Here is a 21,829-nt window from a genome sequence, read left to right as displayed (position 1 = left end):
ATGGGACAAAAACTAAAATTATAACTTCCTATCCTTTATTCGTTTCAATATTTCGAATTACAAAGTGACAAACTTGGCACGTATAAATTACATTTTGATTAGATTGAGCCGTTAATACATGAATAATCTCAGCAGAACTTTGACAATTAGGACAAATCACAACTGGTAAACGTTCCATACGATAACCTCCTAGTTATATTTCTCCCGCTATTTGCAAAACCCAGCGATAGTGAGAAGTTTAGCTTCACATATTCACCCGGTTGACGGGACTAATTATCCACATGGATAAGCAAACTTGCACGGATTAAATTTTCATTTTAATACCATTGTAGGAAAAATAAAAAACTTCTATACATTATGCTAGAAAGTAATAGAACTAAAAAAGGTACTGCCATGTGGCAGTACCTTTTTTATATGTATCAAGAAATGATATCGTAAATCTCAATTGCAACCATGTCGATATTATCGAATTGATATACTTGAGGTTTTTCACCTTGTTGATACACTTCTAACTCATACATTTCACTTTTATCGAAAAATTTCACGCTACATTTGCGCTCACCGTTCACTTCAAAATAGCGTTGTGCTACTTCACCGCTTTCAGCTTGTTCTTGTAGACTAACAAGTCGAGTTAAAATTCCTTGGAGTAGAGACATGAAATCTCTCCTTTCTCTGATCTTCCTACCAATAGGTTTTACAGCTATACTCATTCTATCCGTCATAACAGAAAAAATGTTCCACACTCTAGGATAAAGGTTATTGGCCAGAAACTCAACTAAAAATTTGTCGAAATACGAAGGAAAAAACAGAAAGAACATATTTCTCCTTCATTATTGCGGTTTTTATACTGGAAGAATATAATAAAAAACAGAAAAAAGGAGGAATTACAATGAAAAAAATTGAGGTTTATACACAACCCGATTGTCCGCCATGTGTTATTGTAAAAGAATTTTTGAAGCATAATAACGTTGCATATGAAGAATTTGACGTAAAAAAAGACGCTGCTGCTCGCAATCGTCTTTTATACGACTATGATTCTTATTCAACTCCAACAGTCGTAATTGATGGCGAAGTAGTTGCAGGTTTTCAAATTGAAAAGTTACAACAACTACTCAATATAGAATAGGAATAGGTAAATACCTATTCCTATTCTTATCCCGCTATTTGTAGGTAGTAAAACTCCCACCCACTGATTAAAAGTTTCACTTTATAATTGTTGCAACCTTTTTATTTCAGTTAAAAGTTCCTGACTTTCATGATATCCTGCTAACTTCCATTTATCTTGATCCCTTTTCAATGTTACAATTTGATATTGTCCACTTTTTGTCCGCTCATATACATATAAATTTTTATGTTCTTCATCATACGACATTTTCGTTTCTGAATTAAAAGAAAACGGTGCTTCTTTTGCCGGAAGTAAATATTCACCACTTTGTTTATCACTTCTGCTATTTTCATCTGTAAATACTTGAAGGAAATTATCTGTAAAATACGGTGATAACGTCTCTATCATCTTATTCATCGGCAAATGCTTCCCACGAATTGAAAACTGGGTTTCATAGCCTTTTTGTATCGTTGTAAATACTTCTTTCCGATCGACTTCCACTTCCTCTTTTCCTAAAACAGTCGTAACACTATAACCAACTAGAAAGGCAACACATACAAATAGAACAAGCCATATTCCATATTTCCTCATTTTTTCACCTTCCTTTTAAAAGAACTTGTCTTTGTAGTATTCATTGTAACAATGATTATGCAAAGAAAGGACAGATTTCGTTCGTAAAATCTTTACAACGATAGACAGCATTTTCATCACCATTTTCACTATTACCAATTTATGATAAAAACAAACAAAAAATGCACGAATCTCTTCGTGCATTAAAATAAAACATCTTCTTCATATAAATATTCATAAGATAAATCTATAAATAAAAAGTTGTCATCATCAATCGGGAAAGAAAATGTTCGTACCATTTCTCCCGTTTCAATATCTGCATATAAATCTGAAAGCCTCGCCTTATTCTCAAAACGCATTTTCATTATATTCTCGAGAAAATACGGGCGCCAGCTCCAGTTCTTCATATAATAATCCGGCATCACAATCCATTCTCCATCTTTTTTCATAACATTTCCTGATTGTTGGAAACCATCTTCATTACAAATAAATATACGAAAACTACACTGTGATACACTTTGACTAAATTGTAATAACCAATCATTTATATCTTCATTCTTTTTTTGTTTTGATAAAACATCGCCAATGCGATCGCGTAACATCTCTGTTAAATTATAAATTTTTTGTAACTTCTTCTTTTCATGCTGAATAAACTGATGACATTCATTACCTAGTCGCTCTTTCAAAACATTCGTTTCAATAAAATCAGGTAAACATTCTTTTAAATAATTACCTTGATAATATCTTCCGCCGTTCTTCCAAGCATATTGCAGTTGATAAAAAGCATCTATTTCTTCATATAATAAAGTTGCACCAATTCTTCTAGCAAGTAATGATAAAGAATATAAAATATCTTGATAAGATTGTAAAAGTGCTGTTTGCCTTAAGTTCGTTAAATCTACTTTTAAAATATCAGGTGCTAACACGCTAATACGCTCTAAATTACTTGTACCCGTTCCGACTTTATTAATCGAAATTTGAATACCATATGTACGATAATACATAAGCAAATGATTAAATTGCTCTATATCTTCTTTACATTCATGCTCTGTAATCTCTAAAACAATTTGTTTTAAATTTAAACCTTGTTCTTCATACCTCAATAAAAGTTGAAGCAAGCTTTCATCATCATCATTCATTAATACATTAGCATTCCGATGTATAAATAATAATAATTTTTGATCGCTTTCTAAATAACGATTTAAAGCTTTTTCTACTATAATATTATCCGCTTCCAGTTGAAATTCACTTGGAATCGAATCATCGTGAAAGAAAGAAGCTAAACTTTGTATGCCCTCTTCTGTTTGAATACGTCCTACTACTTCATATCCAATTACAGTATGCTCATCAGCACTAAAAATAGCTTGATAATAAGGAAGGACTTTATCCAAGTTACTCATTACATCTAATGCATCTATCAACGTGCTTCCCTCCCTTTACTTTTCAAAAATTATAACATGATATTTACGGAAAAATAATAAAAAATCCCTTCAGTTTTCCTGAAGGGATTAGAGGGGTAAAATGCTAAGGGGAATTAGCAATTCTACTATGAAGAAAAAAGAGGTCTTAAATATAACGTATATATGACCTCTTGTAAACACTTTTCTTTCATATGTCACAATTCCGTCACATTTAACCGTGAAAAAATGAATCAAACATTCATTTTTTTATCCCTTTTAAAATGGATATTGATGTAAATGTTGTCCTCCATCCATTGTCATGCAAGTTCCATTTATGTACGCAGCTTCATCTGAGCATAAATAATAAGCTAGACCAGCGATTTCTTCTGGCGTACCCAGCCTTCCAAGCGGAACACTTTGTATCGTACGCTTAGCCATTTCTTCTGAAATCCATAATTTATCAGCACCACCCGTACGTTCAATTGGTCCTGGAGCGATAGCGTTAACTCGTATTCCATATTTACGTCCCCACTCAACAGCGAGCGTCTTCGTCATCGCTAATACTCCTGCCTTCGCTGCAGCCGAATGAATAACTCCTGGACCTGCATCCCATGCATATGTTGCTACCATATTAATGATATTCCCTTTTATACCTTTTTCAATCCAATATTTTCCGACAGCATGGCTACAGTAAAATGTACCGTTTAATACAATATTAATGACCGAATTCCAGCCATTCACGGATAAATCTTCTGCTGGACAAATAAAGTTTCCAGCTGCATTATTTATTAAAACATCAATTCGACCAAACTTCTCATCAATCTGTTCAATCATTTTCTGAATGTCATCCGTATTTCTTACATCCATTTGTACAGGTAATACTTGCCCTGGAAATTGTTCAATTTCCAACTTTGTTTCCTCTAGTTTTTCTTTTGTACGTCCTGTAATAACAACTCGTGCCCCTTCTTTTGCAAAGCGAGTCGCCATTCCTTTTCCCATTCCACTCGATCCACCTGTTATAATAACTACCTTTTCTTTCACATACATCCCCTCCAAAAAATGAATACACATTCATTTTATCACTTTATTTAATAGAAATCTTTATATTTTTAAACTTTTCTGATATTTTAATGTAAAGAACTTTCTTTTTATTCATTTTTTTCGTAATCTATACTAATTTTTTATTATGTAAAATATATTTTTAAATAAACTGAAAGGAGATTTGAGTAGCCTGTAAATGGAATAAAAACATTGAGGTATACTCATATTTTTATGACGCACATTACAAGAAGAAATTTTTTGAAAATTGGTATGCGTACTTGTCTCTATTCATTTATAACCAGTGGCATCGGATACTACTATGCTAAATATATAGAACCCCATTTCATTTCTTTTACACAGCACACATTAAAATCACAACTCATCCCAAAAAGTTTTCATGGTATGAAAATTCTTCAATTCAGCGATTTACATCTCGGATACTATTTCTCGCTTCAACATTTATCTCAAGTTGTTTCTAAAATTAATGCTGTAAATCCAGATATTGTCCTTTTTACCGGAGATCTCATTGATAATTATCAAACGTATACTGACACTCCTTTTGTCGCATCCATTTTAAAAAATATACAAGCCCCCTTCGGTAAATTCGCTATTTATGGTAACCATGATCACGGTGGATATGGAACTGAATACTATGAGCACATCATGCGTGAATCAGGATTTGAACTATTGCTAAATAGTGAAAAAAGAATTCGTCTAATGGATAATAGTGAAATTTCTATTTTCGGTCTCGATGATATACTACTAGGCAAACCAAAAATAGAGAAAACATTACAACATGCACGGCAAAATACTTATAACATCGTTCTTGTTCACGAGCCAGATATCGCGCCGCAAATTTCCAAATATCCAATCAACTTGCAACTTTCTGGTCATAGCCATGGCGGACAAGTACAAATTCCTTTTTTAGGTGCTATTATTACACCATCACTCGCCAAAGACTATATTGAAGGCTTCTATACGATGCAGGATTTAACTCTCTATGTCAATCGAGGTCTTGGAAGAACACGTGTCCCATTTCGTTTTATGTCAAAACCTGAAATCACAATTTTCACACTCCAACATTCGTAATAATTCGCCTATTTTCTTACATATCCTTTCTTGTACGCGCTCATCCATGTTTCGTTTACCATATGATAAAAGTGAGTCCAATAAAGGAGGTATGTTCATGTATCCATATTATCAACCAATTCCAGTCCGTTCAGCACCTATTGGTCCAGTAGGCGACTCACGCTTCTTCCCGTTTTTTGGCGTTCCCTTTCTAGCTGGAATTGCTGGTGGATTGCTCGGCGGAGCATTAGCTTTCGGCCCTCGACCATTTTATCCACCTTATCCACCACCTTTCCCGCCGCCAGCACCTTATCCTTGTTACGGTGGACCATGTCAGCAACCATACTATTACTAGGTTAAAGTAACGATTCTTTCAAATATTATTCTCTCAACGAGCCATCTCATTACACGCTTATAATAAAACTATTGTTTCTACTCATCCTTCCATTTTTGGAGCATATGAGTAGAAAAAAGTAAAAACCTCTTATGGACATAAGAGGTTTTTACTTTTTTTCATTATTCAGCGTCTGTATTTTGATACGCCATCTTAAACAACTTCACTTGGCTATCAATTTCTTCTGTACTACCATTAATAACATAATAGTAATCACCATCTTTATTTTGTTCACGTGTTTTCACATTATCAGCTAATGTAAGCTGTAAAATCGCCTTAATTCGTGCCTTCATTTCAATATCTAATATCGGGAAAGATATTTCCACTCGCTTCTCCATATTTCGCGTCATCAAATCAGCTGAAGATAAATATATTTTCTCCTCCCCATTATGATGGAAATAATAAATACGGCTATGTTCTAAATATCTTCCAACAACACTAACTACACGAATATTTTCACTTACATTTGGAATACCAGGTCGTAGGCAACATGTTCCTCGAACAATGAGCTCTACCTTTACTCCAGCTTGTGATGCTTCGTACATTTTTTTTATTAACGGTTTATCTGTTAATGAATTCATCTTAGCGATAATATATCCATTTCCATATTGCCTATGATAACGGATTTCTTCATCTATTAAATCCATAAATTGCTCTCTTATATCAAATGGAGCAACCGATAAATGATGAAAATGTGGCTTTGTTGTATAACCACTTAAATAATTAAAGAAATTGGTTGCATCGACCCCAAAATCTTTTCTTGATGTAATATATCCAAAATCAGTATATAACTTCGCTGTTGCATCATTATAGTTCCCAGTTCCCAGATGTACGAACCTTTCGATTTTTCCGTTTTTTCTCCTTACAACTAGCGTAATTTTACTATGTGTTTTCAAGTGACTGACACCGTAAATAACATGACAGCCTGCCTGTTCCAATTCTTTAGCCCAGTGAACATTGTTTTCTTCATCAAACCTTGCCTTTAATTCAACTAATACCGTCACTTGTTTTCCCTTTTCAGCCGCTATCTTTAACGCCTGAATAATCGGTGAATCACCACTTACACGATATAACGTTTGTTTAATCGCAAGTACATTCGGATCGTCTGCCGCATCACGGACAAAATCAACTACCGGCTGAAATGATTCAAAAGGATGATGTAATAAAATATCATGCTCAATTGCTTTTTCAAATACATCTTCTTCATCACCTAAATCTTGAGGCGGTTGCGGAATAAGAGCTGGATATACAAGATGTTCATATAAAGGAGCTAGTTTTTTATATAAAGAAAACAAACATGTCAAATCTAATGGGCCATCCATTATATATACATCTTCATCTTTTACTTCCAGAACCTCATATAATAACGCTAATACTCTTTCATCAATGTGTTCTTTCCCAACTTCTAAACGTACAGCAGCCCCCCACTTACGCTTTTTTAATTCTTTTTCAATTACCTTTAATAAATCTCTCGCACCTTCTTCATGAATCGTTAAATCTGCATTGCGTGTAATACGGAAACGAGTAACAGATGATACTGTATATCCCGTAAATAATTTATGAGTAAAGCTACTAATTACGTCTTCTAATAAAATAAATTTATGCTTTTGCCCTTCGCTCGGTAAAATTATGAAGCGCTCAAGTAATGAAGGAACTTGTACAATCCCTAACTTCGTCCTGTTTTCTTCTTCCGCTTGCTTCTCATCATATAAAAGAGTAGCCAAATTCAAACTTTTGTTTAATAACATTGGAAATGGGCGATATGCATCAATAGCTACAGGAGTTAACACCGGAAAAATTTGCTCGTCAAAATACTCTTCTATAAATTCTCGCTGCTCTTTCGTCAAATCATTGAATGTTAAACGTTCAATTCCCTCTAACTCAAGTGCTGGTAATACATAATTTTTAAATGTATCATATTGTACTGTCATTAGTGCATGGGCTTTTATCGCAATTTTATTTAATTGCTTTTTCGGTGTTAAGCCAGCTTTATTTTCTGGTTGATTAAATCCAGCACTCACTTGATCCTTTAATCCCGCTACACGTACCATAAAAAATTCATCTAAATTCGAACTAAAAATACTAATAAATTTCAATCTTTCCAAAAGTGGATTATTTGCATCTTGCGCTTCTTGTAAGACACGTTCATTAAATGCTAACCAACTTAACTCTCGATTATTGTAATAAGCTGTATCATTTAAATTTACTGCATTCCCCTTCAATAATTCCATTCTCTTCACACTTCCCCTTGAAACTTTTTTACTATAATTTAGTTAATTTCATTTTATCAAATTACAATATTACAAAGTGTAAATTTTTCGTAAAGACATCCGTACAACCTAATGTTTTAGTTCAAATAATAAATTAATATTCGTTTTTAATACTCTTTCTAACTGTTTTTTTTGTTTTTCAGCTTGTACTTTTTCTGCTAATGCCGATTGTTCACATAAAACTTTAAACATTAATCCCTCTTCGCTTTCTGTTATAGATATGGTATCAATAAGCGATCGTTGCCTTACATTTAAAGTAGCTGAAAATTGTAAAACAGCTCCTAACAGGCGGATTTTTTTTTGTTCGCTTTTATCAAACCAACCTTCAAATGGAGATAAATGTTGTTTAAATAACATTTTTGATTTATACGATGCAATAAGCGCTAGCCTTACTCGATCTTTATGCATCATGCCATCAATTGTCTTATTCGCTAATAAATAAAACGTATGTAAACGGCTCGCTTCTTCGTCTATATATTTGCCTATATTAAATACTTTCGCAGCTTGATGGAACACTTCCCAGTCTTTTACTGTCATAGAAATAAGCCCTATTTCCTCAAGTTGTTTGCAAATTAATCTTCCATGTTTAATAAGTTGAATAACAAATTCCATGTCCATTTCGTATTCATGTGATAGTAAATGCAAACTTTCTTCAACTACGTTCGGATAATATGAAATCCCCAAATCTTTTGTCAACTCTTCATAGAAAACACCTTCTCTTAACCCTTTTCTACTTAATACAAATGCCGGTGCCTCTATAACATTAACAAGTGTATGAAATACTTCAACCGCTGGAATAATCGTATCTGCTCGATCTTTTGCTAATCCTTCCAATTTCTGAAGTTCTATGAACGACAATTTTTCCAATTCCTCTTTTACACTTTCAATATCTTCTTCTTTCATCTTGTATAAATGTAATCCTGCTATAGGATAACATATTAAATTTTGATGGATTTTTACTAAGTTCCTAGCACTACCACCAATTGCAATAAGAGGCAATTTCTTATTGATTAACCATGGTAACTTTCGAAATTGAAACTCTAAATACTGTTGCATTCCCTCTAACTCATCTTTAGTAGGAATATCACCTTTAATAAATTGTTGCTTTAAAGAAAGTGCCCCAAAAGGAAAACTATGGTACTCTAAAATCTCTCTATTTCTAAAGTATGTAACTTCCGTACTTCCCCCACCAATATCTACCGTTATTCCTTCTGAAAACGATGTAGAATTCATAACCGCCAAGTATCCGTAACGCGCTTCCTCATACTCTGATAATACTCTAAGAGTAAAGTCCGTTTGTCCTTCAACAAGCTTTTTAATTTCCTCTTGATTCTCCGACTGTCTAATTGTTGCTGTTGCAACACAAAGTACATGATGCAACTGATGGAATCTTGTACTTTCTTGAAATTGAAATAATGTCTGTAATAATACTTCTATTCCCTCTTCATTCAATACACCATCAATTAAGTAATTCCTTAACCTAGCAACAACTTTCGTATTTTCAATCTCTTTATAAAAACCTCCATTTTGCTTTTCATAAATAACTAAACGCATTGTATTAGATCCAATATCTATAATGGCATACTGTTGTTTTAATATTTCTTTCAAACTTCTCACTCTTTCATTATCAAATTTCAAAAACATATTCTATTACTATTATACAAAATAGTTGTTTTTTGTAACAATATTGCTTTAATATTGAAAATATATACAATCACTTTTTGCGTATAATAAATACCTATTTTATTTATGGTATAATAATGAAAAATTGAAAGGAGATTCAATATGAAACCTTCACAACCACAATCTCAATTACAAAACCAACATTCTATTAATCGACTAGCTCAATCTATTTTCGTTGTGAATCGTCATGCTAAAGCAGCTACTAATCCTAAATATTTATACTGGTTAAAAAAGACAGCTTTAGAACGTTTGATCGCTGAAAAAAAAGCAATTAAAGAAGGATTGCATTTTTCTAGAAACCCACGTTTTAGCCAACAACAATCTGATGTCCTTATACGTTTAGGCGATTATTTTTTCCACATCCCTCCTACGAAAGAAGATTTTCGAATTCTACCGCATCTTGGTCATCTTGAATCCTCCTATCGAAATCCGAAAACAACCTTATCTTTAACAGTAGCAAAAAAAACACTTCAAGATTATATTGGTCCTGAAGCATTAAAACAAGAAAAAAAATTAAGTGAGCCTGTTCCATGGTATAGTCGTACTTATACAAAAAAATAAAACAGTTTGGCCAAGTGTAGGCCAAACTGTTTTATTTTTTCTCTTCTTTAATTTTAATATTTGCTTGTTTATAAAAAGCTACTTTTTCTGTATTATAAGACTTTGTAAATTCATTAAATTTATCTTTTTCTGACTCAATATCCTTATAAGATTGATTTACTACTTTTACTTTTTCACTAATATCTTTTAATTTAGTACCTTTATCTTGTAACATTGTATATAACTCTTTTTCTTGTTTTAAAGATTTGTTATAGCTGTCATACATTTTATTAAATGAATCGTGGCGTTTCTCATACGTGCTTTTCACTTTATCAGCTTGATCTTTCAATTTCTTATCTTCAATTTTCTTCACATACTTATCAGCTGACTTCACTTCTTCTTGCGCTTTATTTAAAACTTCTTTTTCTTTTGTAAGCACTTTTTCTCGTTCAGTTGTATTTTTCACTGCTTGATTCAGTTTTTCTTTAACAGTTTGATTATTATCTTTTCCTTCTTGAACAATCTGGTTATATAATTCTTGTCCTTCTTTCTCTAAAGTCTCAAGTTTTTTTGCATCTTCAAACATTGTTTTTTCTTGTTTAGCAGCGTTTTCAAACGCTACATATAATTCTTCTTCTGGTTTCGGGCCGAAACAACCGGCTAATAAAATCATTGATAATGTAGTTACAATTGCTAATTTACTATATTTCAACATCTCTTCCTCCTACTTATAAACGACCATCGTGTAATATAAAAAAGTTATAAAATATGTAATTGTTCTATACACTCGCATCTTTTTTACGAAGATCATTAATATTGTTTGTACAAATTATTACTTGATATTACATTATTCTTTTTGAATTATTTAGCAATTCCATATCCATCTTTAAGTATACTACTTCGTGTTTTTTAAGGCCTGTTCACACTATGTATTACTTTAATATCCACGGAATTTCACCTCAGTCTTAATAAGACTATAATAGTTCACCTGATAAAAGGTGATCGCTCCGCTCTCACGTCTATCATTCCCTTTCCAGCTTTCTATCAATTAATCTCTTTGTTCATTTTACACAGTACAATCGATATCTCGCAACAACTTACAAATATTCTTTTCATTTCCTAAAAAGGAAAAGTGTAGAGCTTGCTTTCCTCTACACTTTTAAAATAAAACACACTGTGCAAATTGCATTGGCACTACCATCATAATTATATGCTTATTTCATATATTTTTAAAGACTTTTATTACAAACGCGGCGTTTTTTTGTAATAAAAGTCAAAAAAATGTTACAAATAAAACATCTTCCTATCATATATCTTCAAATCAAAGCTTCACTCATTTTCCTGCAAATTTCTATACTGGTACAATTGATTTTGCGACTTTCTCAACAGTTCTTCAAACGTTTTTCCTTCTACTGGATAGCTAGCTGCTCCAAATAAAAGAGTGACACTGAGTAAATCACCTTCTATTTCACTTTCAATATTTTTCATTAATCGTTTTGTTATTGTTGATGTTTCATGACCATTATCAATTGCTACAATAACGTACTTATTTTCATCCCACTTTGTAACAACATCACCCTTCCGAATTGTCTTTACAATGGTACTCTCTAATTTTTGTACTAACACTCCCAACTTTTTTTCTTGCAACGTGTCTTTTAATCCTTCCCATTCTTTTACAGAAAGAATGTACACTGTAATATTACGAGAATCTCTTTCAGATAAAGCAGCTACTTTCCCAAAAAAATCAACAACAAAATCATTGCTTGCCATTCCTCCTACTTCCATACCCATACGCTCGTTCGCTCTTTTATCGTACCAATGTCCAAAATAATAACTTAGTATCATTTGCAATATATAAATAATAAAGACGGTATAAAATGATCGTGAATCCAGTTTTGCAATTACATCCTGAAGTGCAATCCATTCTGTAACTGCCACAGTATTGCCAAGCAATAATCCACTAATTTTCCCTTTATGTTTCATACTTTTCCCCCTTTTATACCAATATATGTTTCTATATCAATAATGTTTTTCTACAAAATAAAAAATGTACATATGCAATGTACATTTCTGCTTAAGCTTGTATACCTTTTCTACTCTATTTCATATATATAATATATAACTTTTATAGAAAGGAGTAATCTATATGCTACAAAAAGAGAATCTATCAGATGCTATGCGTTTACTAGCTGGTTTTCTATTATCATTAAAATTATTATTTACCTCTTTCGGGATACACTTTATTACAAACGATCAAATCGACGCTATTGTTAATGTTGTTTCATTTTTATTTATTCTATACTTTGGCTACAAAAATAACTATGTAGGAAAAAAAGGAATGGAGCAAAAGAAAATACTCAAAAAACACAACCTTCACTAAAAAAGGAACCTTTTGTACAGGTTCCTTTTTATCATTGACGCACAACAACTTCATTTGTTTGCAGTGGGCCATATGATATCTCTTTATCTTGAAATGTATATGTAGCCTGAAAGAATGTTTGTTTAAGAGCTTTATCTTTATTAGCTTTTATTTTACAACGTAGTTCCACCTTCTCATTCGGTAACAAATCATCAATTCGCCATCTAACAAGCTGGAATAAAAACTCACTTATCCCCTTATCAACTTTTAAAGAATTAGGAATATAAGCAAAGTAATCTCGAATCATATGACTTACAACAACTCTCGAAATCATTTCTACCCCTTTATTTTCCACTTCAATTCGCATAATAAGTATGTCGTTTACATCGTAGGTCAATTCATACGAAAACTGTTCTGTATACATACTACCAATTTGTAATGTAACGGCTACTTGAGGAAATTCGTTTTCCTTTTTCGATCCGTCAATCCACAATACTGGTTGTAGCGGTATTGAATACTTTCCTGTATCCGAAATTCGTCCCCATATTTTCATAATATATATTCACCTCATTTCAGATGTAACATACACACAATGAATTCCCCAAATTACTAAAGCTTGCTACAAGCAATGTTTAATATTTCTCTTCCTTTTATCCTATTCGACAATATGAAGAAAAAACCATTTTTCATCTATTAACAGAAGGTGTTCTTTATGAAATTTTTTTACAATTTACTTCATTCCCTTCATAGCAATATTCAGTATGGCTCACTCGTTCTCTACTCATACGAAAGAATATTTTGACGTAAGAAAAAGTTTGCCTTATAGTCAAATTTGACTATAATATTCTTTATGGCATATCAGTGCACTTATGGAAAAGAAATTAAAATCAACTATACATTAAAATTTTTTATCCACTGCACTCAAAACTTAATATAGTTTACTTATTTCTAAAGGAGGGTTATATTTGGAAACTCAACCATTAAAAAAAGAAGCCAACAAGACAAAATTTGTTGTTGCTGGTTTACTGCTTGGTATATTAATGGCCGCAATGGATAATACAATCGTTGCAACCGCAATGGCAACAATCGTTGGAGACCTAGGAGGATTTGATAAGTTTGTTTGGGTCACATCAGCTTATATGGTAGCAACAATGGCAGGGATGCCTATCTTCGGGAAACTTTCTGATATGTACGGGCGGAAACGTTTTTATATTGGGGGCCTCATTCTTTTCTTATTCGGTTCTGCTCTTTGCGGAACAGCTTCAAGTATTGAGCAATTAAGTATTTATAGAGCTATTCAAGGGATCGGTGGTGGTGCCCTTATGCCTATCGCCTTCACAATTATGTACGATATCTTCCCACCAGAAAAACGCGGGAAGATGACAGGACTATTCGGTGCTGTTTTCGGGACATCTAGTGTATTCGGTCCTTTATTAGGTGCTTATATTACAGACTATATAAGTTGGCATTGGGTCTTCTATATTAATATTCCATTAGGACTTATCTCCTTTTTCTTCATTACTAAATACTACAGTGAGTCTCTAGAATTTAGAAAACAAAAAATTGATTGGGCTGGTGCTATTACACTTGTCATAAGTATCGTTTGCTTAATGTTCGCATTAGAACTTGGTGGTAAGGAATATGCCTGGAATTCTACTGTAATTATTGGCTTATTTACAACAGTAGTTATTACGCTTATTATTTTCTTCTTTGTAGAACGAAAAGCAACCGAGCCTATTATTTCGTTCCATCTATTTAAAAAACCTTTATTCGCAGCTAGTCAAGGAGTTGCCTTTTTCTATGGTGCCGCTTTTATTATCTGTACAGTTTATATTCCAATCTTCATTCAAGGCGTTCTTGGAGGTTCCGCCTCTAATGCTGGATTAATTTTAACACCAATGATGGTTGGTTCTGTAATTGGAAGTCAAACAGGAGGACAATTAGCTTCTCGAACAAGCTATCGTAACATTATGATGGTATCTGGTGTCTTCTTCGTTCTTGGTATTTATTTATTAAGTACTTTAACAATGGACACACCTCGTTTACTCGTAACACTATTTATGATTCTCGCTGGGCTTGGTGTTGGCTTCTCATTCTCAGTATTAAGTATGTCTTCTATTCACAAGTTGGAAATGCGGGACCGTGGTTCGGCGACATCAACAAACTCATTCTTCCGATCACTCGGTATGACCCTTGGTGTAACGATTTTCGGTACAATTCAAAATCATATTTTTACAGATAAACTAAACTCTGTATTCCCCCCTGAACTAGCAAAATTAGCTCCAAAAGGCGGAGACACAAGTTTCTTATTATCACCAGGCGCTACCGCAAAAATTCCTGCTGAAATATTAGCGGGTATTAAAGAAGCTCTCGCTACATCTATTGCGAATACATTCTTCTGGGCACTCATCCCGGCTGTACTAAGTATTATTTGTATTTTACTTATGGGAAATGAACGCCTCTTTACAGGCCCTAAAAAGAAAGAAAAACAAAAGCAAGTTAGTTAATATAAAAAAGAAGCGGCATATTCCTTTATGAAAAAGGATATGCCGTTTATAATATGTATAAAGTGAAACTTTAATCAGTGGGGGATGTTCATCCCCCACTGATTATTAGCCCACACCAATCGGGCTTTTACGGGCAGTTAATCCCCACCTAACTTCTTTGCTTCCGCTGAATTTTTGGGTGGGGATCTTACTGGATAAAGTTTTTATATACAGGAGTTGAGACAGCATGAGCATGAAATTAGTCATTCTCGGCTTGCTACTCGAAGGAGATAAACATCCATATGAAGTGCAGCATATTATGAAAGAACGACAAATGGATTGTTACATTAAATATGCTAAAGGATCACTTTATTACGCCTTCGAGCAATTAGAAAAGCAAGGGGCAATTCATATTACAAATGTAATTAGAGACACAAATCGACCTGACAAAACGATTTTTCATATAACAGAAGAAGGCAAAAAACTATTCCACACTTTACTATTAAAACAATTCGAAGCCAAAAACCAAATATATAAACCTATTTATTCAGCCTTATCTTTCGCTCACTTTAGCAATGATCACGAATTAGTTCCTATTTTAGAAAAAAAGAAAAACGATACTCTTCAATATTTACATACTATGCAAACGATATATGATTGTAATAAAGGAAAGGTTCCACGTGCACAACTATATATTTTGCAAAGTGTAATTGAGCATATTACAGTTGAATTACAATGGCTAAACACCCTCCTTAAAGATGCTATAGCAGGCCGACTTTCAGAAGTTGCTATAGATGAAGATTGAGCTATGAAAGAAGACATCCCTACTTCTTTCATAGCTCAATTTCTCTTTTCATACTGTAATATTATTCGTTACTCCAGAATATAAAAAGTCAGAATACTAAGAAATAAAAACTTTAGAATTTTCTTATTTTAAAACAGTAGACAAAATTCCAAAAATTATGTTAAAATTTGTTTCAATATCATATCGCTTGTTAAATTCCTTTCAAAAGGAAAATAGGTACACGAAAGTTTTGTTTCGTGTTTAAAAGGGAAGCTTGGTGAAACTCCAACACGGTCCCGCCACTGTAAATGCTGAGATTTCTTTTTGGTGCCACTGTGAAAACGGGAAGGTAAAAGAAATTATATGAAGCATAAGTCAGGAGACCTGCCTGTTTTAACAACACTGATAGATTCACGGATGATGATGAGGTGTTAAAACAAAAAGGAAGGCTTATTTTCTATGTCTTTGTACTTTTTGTTATAGGTATTTCCTAGTAAACGGAAATGCTTACTTTCAATTAGGGAGGAATTTAAAATGGCAATTCAAACAAGTAACTTAGGTTATCCACGTATCGGACTACAACGAGAGTGGAAAAAAACATTGGAAGCTTTTTGGTCCAATAAAATCGATGAAGAACAATTTTTAACAACAATGAAAGAAATTCGCCTTCAACACGTAAAAGTACAGCAAGAAAAAGGGATTGAACTCATTCCAATTGGCGACTTTACATATTATGATCACGTTTTGGATACTGCCTATATGCTAGGATTTATTCCATCACGTTTTTCTGAGTTTACATCTTACCTTGATGTATATTTCGCAATGGCGCGTGGCTCTAAAGATCACGTAGCTTCCGAAATGACAAAATGGTTTAACACAAACTATCACTATATCGTTCCTGAATATGAAGAGGGATTACAAATCTCTTTAAAAGATAATCGTCCCCTTCGCTTATACGAAGAGGCAAAACAAGAATTAGGAGTAGATGGAAAGCCTGTTATTTTAGGACCATATACTTTCTTAAAATTAGCTAAAGGCTATACACAAGAACAATTTCCTACCATTTTAAAACAGTTAGTTGCACCTTACGTACAACTGCTTTCAGAACTACATACAGCTGGTGCACCAGCCATTCAAGTTGATGAACCGATTTTCGCTTCTTTAACTAAAAAAGAAGTTCAACAAGCAAAAGAAATTTATGAAGCTATTCGTAAAGAAGTTCCAAATGCGACTCTTCTTTTACAAACATATTTTGATAGCGTAGAAGAAAACTATGAAGAAATTATTACATTCCCGGTATCCGGTATTGGATTAGATTTCATTCATGGTAAAGAAGGTAATCTAAATGCTATTTCAAAATATGGATTCCCAGCTGATAAAACTTTAGCTGTCGGTTGTATAGATGGCCGTAACATTTGGAGAGCTGACCTTGATGAAGTTCTTGAGTTATTTACAACGTTACAAAAACAAGTCCAAACGAAAGATATCATCGTTCAGCCTTCTTGTAGCTTATTGCATACACCAATCGATAAAACAGAAGAAACTCACTTATCGACTGAGCTGTTTGATGCGTTAGCATTTGCAAATCAAAAATTAGAAGAGTTAGTTCTTATTCATTCCGCTCTCACTCAAGGTACAGAAAGCATTAGTAATGAGCTGGAAACATATCGAAACGTACATCATACAATTCGTTCATCTGCTGCACGTAACCGAGAAGATGTCAAAGCAGCACGAACAGCACTAAAAGAAGAAGATTTTTCACGTCCTCTTCCATTTGAAAAACGATACGAATTACAACAAGTTGCTCTAGAGTTACCGCTATTACCAACAACGACTATTGGTAGCTTCCCGCAAACAACTGAAGTTCGTCAAACGCGAAAAGAATGGCGTAACGGTGTTATTTCAAATGAACAATATGAACAATTTATTGAAAAAGAGACAGAAAAATGGATTCGTTACCAAGAAGAAATTGGGCTTGATGTCCTTGTACATGGTGAATTTGAAAGAACTGACATGGTCGAATATTTTGGTGAGCGTCTTGCTGGTTTCTCATTCACTAAAAACGGTTGGGTACAATCATACGGTTCCCGCTGCGTAAAACCACCTGTTATTTATGGTGATGTAGCCTTTATTAACGGCATGACTATTAAGGAAACAGTTTATGCGCAAAGCTTAACAGAGAAAGTTGTAAAAGGAATGTTAACCGGACCTGTTACAATTTTAAATTGGTCCTTCGTTCGAAATGATATTCCAAGAAAAGAAGTTTCGTATCAAATTGCACTAGCTCTTCGTCACGAAATTGAACTACTTGAATCTTCCGGAATTAGAGTAATCCAAGTCGATGAGCCCGCACTTCGTGAAGGAATGCCACTAAAAGAAAAAGATTGGGATGCTTATATTACATGGGCAGTACAATCCTTCCTTTTAGCAACTTCTTCTGTAGCAAATGAAACACAAATTCATACTCATATGTGTTACAGTAACTTCGAAGATATTGTTGACGCGATTCGCGCATTAGATGCAGATGTAATTTCTATCGAAACATCAAGAAGTCACGGAGAATTTATTGATACATTAAAACATACAACATATGAAAAAGGCATCGGCCTAGGTGTATATGATATTCATAGCCCACGTGTACCGAGTAAAGATGAAATGTATACAATCGTAGAACAATCTTTAGAAGTATGTGATCCTAAATATTTCTGGATTAATCCTGATTGTGGTTTAAAAACGAGAAGAACAGAAGAAGTTATTCCAGCTTTAGAACATATGGTGCAAGCAGCGAAAGATGCTCGTTCCCTTTTAAAAACAAACGCATAACAAAAATGGGTTATCCTTTTCTCAGGATAACCCATTTTTTATTCTTTACTTTCAAAAAAGAATTCATATTGTATTTTATATAATTCATCATCCGTTGGCTCTTCAAGAGGAATTGCTTGTAATACAACTGTATACTCACCATTTGGAATAGGTATTTGAAATTTATTAGAAAGAATACTCGTTATAACGATACTTTCATTTTCAACTGTAAAAGGAACCGTAATCGTTCTAACTACTTCTTCTTTTTCAATATGTTTCCCTGGGGTCACTTTCACTTCACAAGTATAATCAGAAAGTGCTTCAAAAATAACAGTTCCATCTGCCTTAGCATAACCTCTTTCAAAATCTTCATCAGTCCAATCTACATAAGGCTGCTCACCGTCATAGTTCATCAACATTAATTGCGAATAAGAAATCGTTAACTCCATAGTTCCCCTTCTCCTTCATTATGAAATATACAACTACTACTTCACTTCAAATTTTACTCGCGTACCATCTGGGTATTTATCTAACTTATTCCCTACCCAAGAGCCTGCTCCACGGTTATCCGCCGGACTTATATATTCAATATGTGCTCCTTTTCCGCCTTCCTTGCACATCGCCATTGGCCATTCATCACGATCATACCCTTTTTTTGATGGATATGGTGCTAACGACAATTTCCTTCTATCTGCAGCACCACCACGATCGATTGTACAAACTTCTGAATGCCCTTCTTTTATAGCATCCGTAATATGTTTTCCTGTCTCTGGATAACGTTCTTTCGGAAATTCTAACACTTGATCATACGTATTCGTTTTCTTTACACTTGTTTCCTCTGGCACAAGTACTTCATAAACTGCTACTAAAATAGACAGAATTGCGATAATTGAAATGATAATACCTTTTAATTGCTTCATGTATACCTCCATGTTTCTACCAGTTTCTTTTCCTCCGTTATTATAACAAACTTCTCCTGTATATGTTTTCAGACATTATTTTAGTTATTCCTTGCCATTCCGCCAAAAATTTTCATTTTTTCACTAATGCTGTAGAAAACTAATAGCCTTCCGACATTCTTTTTCAAAGGAAGTCCTCATAAAAGATTGAAATGATATATACGATACTTTTTGGGGAGGAAATATGATGGAAGCTACCTATAAAACGAAAGATGTCACGAATAAAACAGGCATCCCAAAACATATAGTTCGCAAATATAGTCAACTGTTAGAGGAACATGGTTATATGATTTCCAAAACAGCTGATGCTCGTATTTATAAACTTGATGATTTAAAATTATTGAAATCTATACACGAAAGAGCTGCTACATTACAAGAAGATATTTCAGAAACGATACCGATTATTTTAAAAGAAAAAGAGGCCCCACCTGTACCAGTTATACAAGATAAGCAAGAGATACAAACGAAAGAAAAAGAAGATGGGCGTAACTTTGAGGAGTTCATGTTAAAACTTGAAATGCTAGCTCAATTAAATGAGGCAATTATTCATCAAAATTCTACTTTAATTACACAAAATCGTTTAAAGGATGAGAAACTAGACGAATTGATGCAACAAGTTTATGTAAAAGAAGGCTCTCAAGAAAAAATGCTTCAAGAGTTAGTCGATCACGCCGCTCAAACAGATGCACTGCAAAAAGAAAAGATGGACTTATTAATGAATCATATGTATAAACGAGAATCCAAACAGGAAGAAAAAATGAATAAACTTGTTAGTCAAATTTATAATAAAGACAGTAACCGTGATGCACAGCTTATGCAAGTTATTCGAGAAATTCAAGAAACAAAAAGAATGGTTGCTGCCTCAAAAGAGCAAAGCTTCTTTCAATCATTTAAAAGTTTATTTAGCCGAGCAAAACAAGAAAAAACAAATGAATAAACAATATAAAATAAAAAGTTACCTTTCATCGGTAACTTTTATTCCTTATTTTGTACAGCTGGTAATATAATAATTGCTTCAGTGCCTTTTCCACTTTCACTCTTATATTCCAATGTACCATTATGCGCTTGTAAAATAATAAATGTTACCATAAGTCCTAATCCTGTCCCTTTTTCTTTTAAAGAATAATATGGTTGCCCAAGCCTTGCTAACTGTTCTTTCGTCATACCAACACCACTATCTTTAACTCTTATTATGATTGTTTCATCTTTTTGAATAGCTGTTACTTTTAAATATCCTTTATTTCCTTGAATTGCTTCAATACCATTTTTAACAACATTCATAATGGCTTGCTTCAATTTTGTCTTATCACCAATCGTATAAAGACTTTCTGAAATTTCAACTTGTAAATATACACCTTGCATCGCTGCAAATGACGACATAAGAGTGGTCATTTCTATTAATTGGGCTGATAAACAAATGTGTTCTTTTTTCTCAATTTGTGGCCTTGCTAAATTTAAGTAATCTGAAATAATTTGTTCCGCCCGATCCAATTCAGCTAATACGAGACGCATATAATCCTTATTCTTCACATCTTCCGTACTTTCTAGCAATTGGATAAATCCACGAACAACAGTTAGTGGATTTCGAACTTCATGTGCCACACTTGCTGCTAACTCACTTACAATATTAAGCTTTTCTGATTTTTGCATCTCTGTACGTAGCAATGCATTTTCATTTAAATATTCAGTTAAATACACCTGGAATACCATTGTCATGACCATGATAAGCGAGGCAAATATAAATCCGCTATATATTTGCGAAATATACGGTGTAAATCCTGTTTCCAAAAGAACATTAATCATGCCTAATACTAAAGAAACAAGCACATAAAATGATGAAATCATAAATGCTAAAATTAATTTCTTATCCCTTGAAAAAAGAGACCATTTCTTTGATAAAAATAGCGGAACTATCAATAAAAATATTACTTCTAAAACTGGAAGAAAGCTCATTCCCTTTAGTAACCATTCGTATGCAACAAAAATAACCGCTGGGATTAAACCAACAATCCCACCATATAAAAAACCACTGACAATTGGAATGGGATGAAAGTTATACCCACACACATTGCCAAAACAAATAGAGTATGTCATGGAGAGAACGAGCGTAACGCTAGATAAAAACATAATAAAGTAACGATTTGGCTTCGGAGGCATTTCTTGATAGCGATTTAAACGAATCGCTTCATATAAAAATAGTGGCAAAATTATGATGGCAATTTGAATCAATAAATCACGGATAAGCTCCATAACCTCTCATCCCCTATATGTATTTTGATATGATTATATCATTTTATAGGTGTATTTGTTTTAAAATTTTGATTTTTCTTAACATATTTGTTAATTCTTTGTTAACAACTCATAATAA

The 21,829-nt window shown here is 33.4% G+C and carries 23 protein-coding genes and 1 riboswitch; of the genes, 9 read left to right on the top strand and 14 right to left on the bottom strand.

Annotated elements, in window-relative coordinates; all coding sequences use genetic code 11:
* Nucleotides 1-28 precede the first annotated feature (28 nt).
* Nucleotides 29-178: a hypothetical protein gene (locus HMAS_RS27610; RefSeq protein WP_000440540.1), complete on the bottom strand. Its 150-nt coding sequence runs from the start codon at nt 176-178 to the stop codon at nt 29-31.
* A gap of 241 nt (nt 179-419) precedes the next feature.
* Nucleotides 420-656: a YkuJ family protein gene (locus HMAS_RS04600; protein WP_000055151.1), complete on the bottom strand. Its 237-nt coding sequence runs from the start codon at nt 654-656 to the stop codon at nt 420-422.
* A gap of 233 nt (nt 657-889) precedes the next feature.
* Between HMAS_RS04600 and HMAS_RS04595 the strand changes: the two genes are divergently transcribed.
* Nucleotides 890-1,126: a glutaredoxin family protein gene (locus HMAS_RS04595; protein ID WP_000717875.1), complete on the top strand. Its 237-nt coding sequence runs from the start codon at nt 890-892 to the stop codon at nt 1,124-1,126.
* Between the two features lie 81 nt (nt 1,127-1,207).
* Here the strand turns inward: HMAS_RS04595 and HMAS_RS04590 are convergent, their stop codons facing one another.
* The 4 genes from HMAS_RS04590 to fadH all read right to left on the bottom strand — a co-directional run bounded on the left by HMAS_RS04590 (nt 1,208) and on the right by fadH (nt 4,116).
* A complete protein-coding gene (locus HMAS_RS04590) occupies nt 1,208-1,696 on the bottom strand; it encodes a DUF3993 domain-containing protein (RefSeq protein WP_001233804.1) in 489 nt (162 codons plus the stop codon).
* A 15-nt stretch (nt 1,697-1,711) separates the two neighbouring features.
* Entirely contained in the window at nt 1,712-1,879 is a 168-nt protein-coding gene (locus HMAS_RS27895; RefSeq protein ID WP_003279784.1) for a hypothetical protein, read from the bottom strand.
* Nucleotides 1,879-3,096: an EAL domain-containing protein gene (locus tag HMAS_RS04585; RefSeq protein ID WP_000564306.1), complete on the bottom strand. Its 1,218-nt coding sequence runs from the start codon at nt 3,094-3,096 to the stop codon at nt 1,879-1,881. The genes HMAS_RS27895 and HMAS_RS04585 overlap by 1 nt, the downstream gene beginning before the upstream one ends.
* A 255-nt stretch (nt 3,097-3,351) precedes the next feature.
* Nucleotides 3,352-4,116, bottom strand: a complete 765-nt coding sequence (gene fadH, locus HMAS_RS04580; protein WP_000660913.1) for a 2,4-dienoyl-CoA reductase — start codon at nt 4,114-4,116, stop codon at nt 3,352-3,354.
* Between the two features lie 231 nt (nt 4,117-4,347).
* On the opposite strand from fadH, the gene HMAS_RS04575 reads away from it, so the two are divergent.
* Nucleotides 4,348-5,205 carry a metallophosphoesterase gene (locus HMAS_RS04575; RefSeq protein WP_002024756.1) on the top strand — a complete coding sequence of 286 codons (858 nt, stop codon included), beginning with the start codon at nt 4,348-4,350 and terminating at the stop codon, nt 5,203-5,205.
* A gap of 97 nt (nt 5,206-5,302) precedes the next feature.
* Complete coding sequence (locus HMAS_RS04570; protein ID WP_000283738.1) at nt 5,303-5,539, top strand: hypothetical protein; 237 nt, start codon at nt 5,303-5,305, stop codon at nt 5,537-5,539.
* Nucleotides 5,540-5,700: 161 nt separating this feature from the next.
* On the opposite strand, the gene HMAS_RS04565 is transcribed toward HMAS_RS04570, so the two are convergent.
* Together HMAS_RS04565 and ppx are read right to left on the bottom strand one after the other, a co-directional pair.
* Nucleotides 5,701-7,809 carry a polyphosphate kinase gene (locus HMAS_RS04565; RefSeq protein ID WP_000421680.1) on the bottom strand — a complete coding sequence of 703 codons (2,109 nt, stop codon included), beginning with the start codon at nt 7,807-7,809 and terminating at the stop codon, nt 5,701-5,703.
* 108 nt (nt 7,810-7,917) lie between these two features.
* The gene (ppx, locus tag HMAS_RS04560; protein ID WP_116344706.1) at nt 7,918-9,492 is read right to left on the bottom strand and encodes an exopolyphosphatase; all 1,575 of its coding nucleotides are present in this window, start codon (nt 9,490-9,492) and stop codon (nt 7,918-7,920) included.
* Nucleotides 9,493-9,633: 141 nt separating this feature from the next.
* Between ppx and HMAS_RS04555 the strand changes: the two genes are divergently transcribed.
* Nucleotides 9,634-10,092, top strand: coding sequence for a YkyB family protein (locus tag HMAS_RS04555; RefSeq protein ID WP_000804864.1), 459 nt, complete (start codon nt 9,634-9,636; stop codon nt 10,090-10,092).
* Between the two features lie 31 nt (nt 10,093-10,123).
* Here HMAS_RS04555 and HMAS_RS04550 read toward each other — a convergent pair whose 3' ends face one another.
* The gene (locus tag HMAS_RS04550) at nt 10,124-10,786 is read right to left on the bottom strand and encodes a YkyA family protein (protein WP_000922498.1); all 663 of its coding nucleotides are present in this window, start codon (nt 10,784-10,786) and stop codon (nt 10,124-10,126) included.
* Nucleotides 10,787-11,400: 614 nt separating this feature from the next.
* A complete protein-coding gene (locus HMAS_RS04545; protein WP_000680811.1) occupies nt 11,401-12,054 on the bottom strand; it encodes a diguanylate cyclase domain-containing protein in 654 nt (217 codons plus the stop codon).
* A gap of 163 nt (nt 12,055-12,217) precedes the next feature.
* Here HMAS_RS04545 and HMAS_RS04540 point away from each other — a divergent pair, with 163 nt between their 5' ends.
* Complete coding sequence (locus tag HMAS_RS04540; protein ID WP_000939448.1) at nt 12,218-12,451, top strand: SPP1 phage holin family protein; 234 nt, start codon at nt 12,218-12,220, stop codon at nt 12,449-12,451.
* Nucleotides 12,452-12,482: 31 nt separating this feature from the next.
* Here HMAS_RS04540 and HMAS_RS04535 read toward each other — a convergent pair whose 3' ends face one another.
* On the bottom strand, nt 12,483-12,983 hold the full coding sequence (locus tag HMAS_RS04535; protein WP_000708120.1) for a hypothetical protein: 501 nt from the start codon (nt 12,981-12,983) through the stop codon (nt 12,483-12,485).
* A gap of 412 nt (nt 12,984-13,395) precedes the next feature.
* On the opposite strand from HMAS_RS04535, the gene HMAS_RS04530 reads away from it, so the two are divergent.
* From HMAS_RS04530 to metE, 3 genes are all read left to right on the top strand, one after another.
* The gene (locus tag HMAS_RS04530) at nt 13,396-14,937 is read left to right on the top strand and encodes an MDR family MFS transporter (protein ID WP_000449912.1); all 1,542 of its coding nucleotides are present in this window, start codon (nt 13,396-13,398) and stop codon (nt 14,935-14,937) included.
* 226 nt (nt 14,938-15,163) lie between these two features.
* Complete coding sequence (locus tag HMAS_RS04520) at nt 15,164-15,721, top strand: PadR family transcriptional regulator (RefSeq protein ID WP_000062062.1); 558 nt, start codon at nt 15,164-15,166, stop codon at nt 15,719-15,721.
* Between the two features lie 197 nt (nt 15,722-15,918).
* A riboswitch (cobalamin riboswitch) is annotated at nt 15,919-16,106 on the top strand.
* Between the two features lie 128 nt (nt 16,107-16,234).
* Nucleotides 16,235-18,523, top strand: a complete 2,289-nt coding sequence (metE, locus tag HMAS_RS04515; RefSeq protein WP_001007610.1) for a 5-methyltetrahydropteroyltriglutamate--homocysteine S-methyltransferase — start codon at nt 16,235-16,237, stop codon at nt 18,521-18,523.
* A gap of 38 nt (nt 18,524-18,561) precedes the next feature.
* On the opposite strand, the gene comJ is transcribed toward metE, so the two are convergent.
* Nucleotides 18,562-18,951: a competence protein ComJ gene (gene comJ / locus HMAS_RS04510; protein ID WP_000424030.1), complete on the bottom strand. Its 390-nt coding sequence runs from the start codon at nt 18,949-18,951 to the stop codon at nt 18,562-18,564.
* A 36-nt stretch (nt 18,952-18,987) separates the two neighbouring features.
* Nucleotides 18,988-19,422, bottom strand: coding sequence for a DNA-entry nuclease (gene nucA, locus HMAS_RS04505; protein WP_000811494.1), 435 nt, complete (start codon nt 19,420-19,422; stop codon nt 18,988-18,990).
* 226 nt (nt 19,423-19,648) lie between these two features.
* Between nucA and HMAS_RS04500 the strand changes: the two genes are divergently transcribed.
* Nucleotides 19,649-20,398 (top strand): DUF3967 domain-containing protein, encoded by a 750-nt coding sequence (locus HMAS_RS04500; RefSeq protein WP_000388471.1) that lies wholly within the window; start codon nt 19,649-19,651, stop codon nt 20,396-20,398.
* Nucleotides 20,399-20,436: 38 nt separating this feature from the next.
* Here HMAS_RS04500 and kinB read toward each other — a convergent pair whose 3' ends face one another.
* A complete protein-coding gene (kinB, locus tag HMAS_RS04495) occupies nt 20,437-21,711 on the bottom strand; it encodes a sporulation sensor histidine kinase KinB (RefSeq protein ID WP_025709085.1) in 1,275 nt (424 codons plus the stop codon).
* Between the last annotated feature and the right edge of the window lie 118 nt (nt 21,712-21,829).

This window comes from Bacillus sp. HMA207, assembly GCF_003402455.1.
In the GTDB taxonomy this organism is placed as follows: Bacteria; Bacillota; Bacilli; order Bacillales; family Bacillaceae_G; genus Bacillus_A; species Bacillus_A cereus.
This window is presented reverse-complemented; position numbering and strand designations above follow the sequence as displayed.

What these genes read in the sequence shown, in the direction of transcription:
- comJ (WP_000424030.1), bottom strand. Translation starts at nt 18,951, where the DNA reads ATGGAGTTAACGATTTCTTATTCGCAATTAATGTTGATGAACTATGAC.
- HMAS_RS04600 (WP_000055151.1), bottom strand. Translation starts at nt 656, where the DNA reads ATGTCTCTACTCCAAGGAATTTTAACTCGACTTGTTAGTCTACAAGAA.
- metE (WP_001007610.1), top strand. Translation starts at nt 16,235, where the DNA reads ATGGCAATTCAAACAAGTAACTTAGGTTATCCACGTATCGGACTACAA.
- HMAS_RS27895 (WP_003279784.1), bottom strand. Translation starts at nt 1,879, where the DNA reads ATGCACGAAGAGATTCGTGCATTTTTTGTTTGTTTTTATCATAAATTG.
- HMAS_RS04535 (WP_000708120.1), bottom strand. Translation starts at nt 12,983, where the DNA reads ATGAAAATATGGGGACGAATTTCGGATACAGGAAAGTATTCAATACCG.
- HMAS_RS04500 (WP_000388471.1), top strand. Translation starts at nt 19,649, where the DNA reads ATGGAAGCTACCTATAAAACGAAAGATGTCACGAATAAAACAGGCATC.
- ppx (WP_116344706.1), bottom strand. Translation starts at nt 9,492, where the DNA reads ATGTTTTTGAAATTTGATAATGAAAGAGTGAGAAGTTTGAAAGAAATA.
- HMAS_RS04570 (WP_000283738.1), top strand. Translation starts at nt 5,303, where the DNA reads ATGTATCCATATTATCAACCAATTCCAGTCCGTTCAGCACCTATTGGT.
- HMAS_RS27610 (WP_000440540.1), bottom strand. Translation starts at nt 178, where the DNA reads ATGGAACGTTTACCAGTTGTGATTTGTCCTAATTGTCAAAGTTCTGCT.
- kinB (WP_025709085.1), bottom strand. Translation starts at nt 21,711, where the DNA reads ATGGAGCTTATCCGTGATTTATTGATTCAAATTGCCATCATAATTTTG.
- HMAS_RS04565 (WP_000421680.1), bottom strand. Translation starts at nt 7,809, where the DNA reads ATGGAATTATTGAAGGGGAATGCAGTAAATTTAAATGATACAGCTTAT.
- HMAS_RS04545 (WP_000680811.1), bottom strand. Translation starts at nt 12,054, where the DNA reads ATGAAACATAAAGGGAAAATTAGTGGATTATTGCTTGGCAATACTGTG.
- HMAS_RS04520 (WP_000062062.1), top strand. Translation starts at nt 15,164, where the DNA reads ATGAGCATGAAATTAGTCATTCTCGGCTTGCTACTCGAAGGAGATAAA.
- HMAS_RS04540 (WP_000939448.1), top strand. Translation starts at nt 12,218, where the DNA reads ATGCTACAAAAAGAGAATCTATCAGATGCTATGCGTTTACTAGCTGGT.
- HMAS_RS04575 (WP_002024756.1), top strand. Translation starts at nt 4,348, where the DNA reads ATGACGCACATTACAAGAAGAAATTTTTTGAAAATTGGTATGCGTACT.
- nucA (WP_000811494.1), bottom strand. Translation starts at nt 19,422, where the DNA reads ATGAAGCAATTAAAAGGTATTATCATTTCAATTATCGCAATTCTGTCT.
- HMAS_RS04555 (WP_000804864.1), top strand. Translation starts at nt 9,634, where the DNA reads ATGAAACCTTCACAACCACAATCTCAATTACAAAACCAACATTCTATT.
- HMAS_RS04595 (WP_000717875.1), top strand. Translation starts at nt 890, where the DNA reads ATGAAAAAAATTGAGGTTTATACACAACCCGATTGTCCGCCATGTGTT.
- HMAS_RS04550 (WP_000922498.1), bottom strand. Translation starts at nt 10,786, where the DNA reads ATGTTGAAATATAGTAAATTAGCAATTGTAACTACATTATCAATGATT.
- HMAS_RS04590 (WP_001233804.1), bottom strand. Translation starts at nt 1,696, where the DNA reads ATGAGGAAATATGGAATATGGCTTGTTCTATTTGTATGTGTTGCCTTT.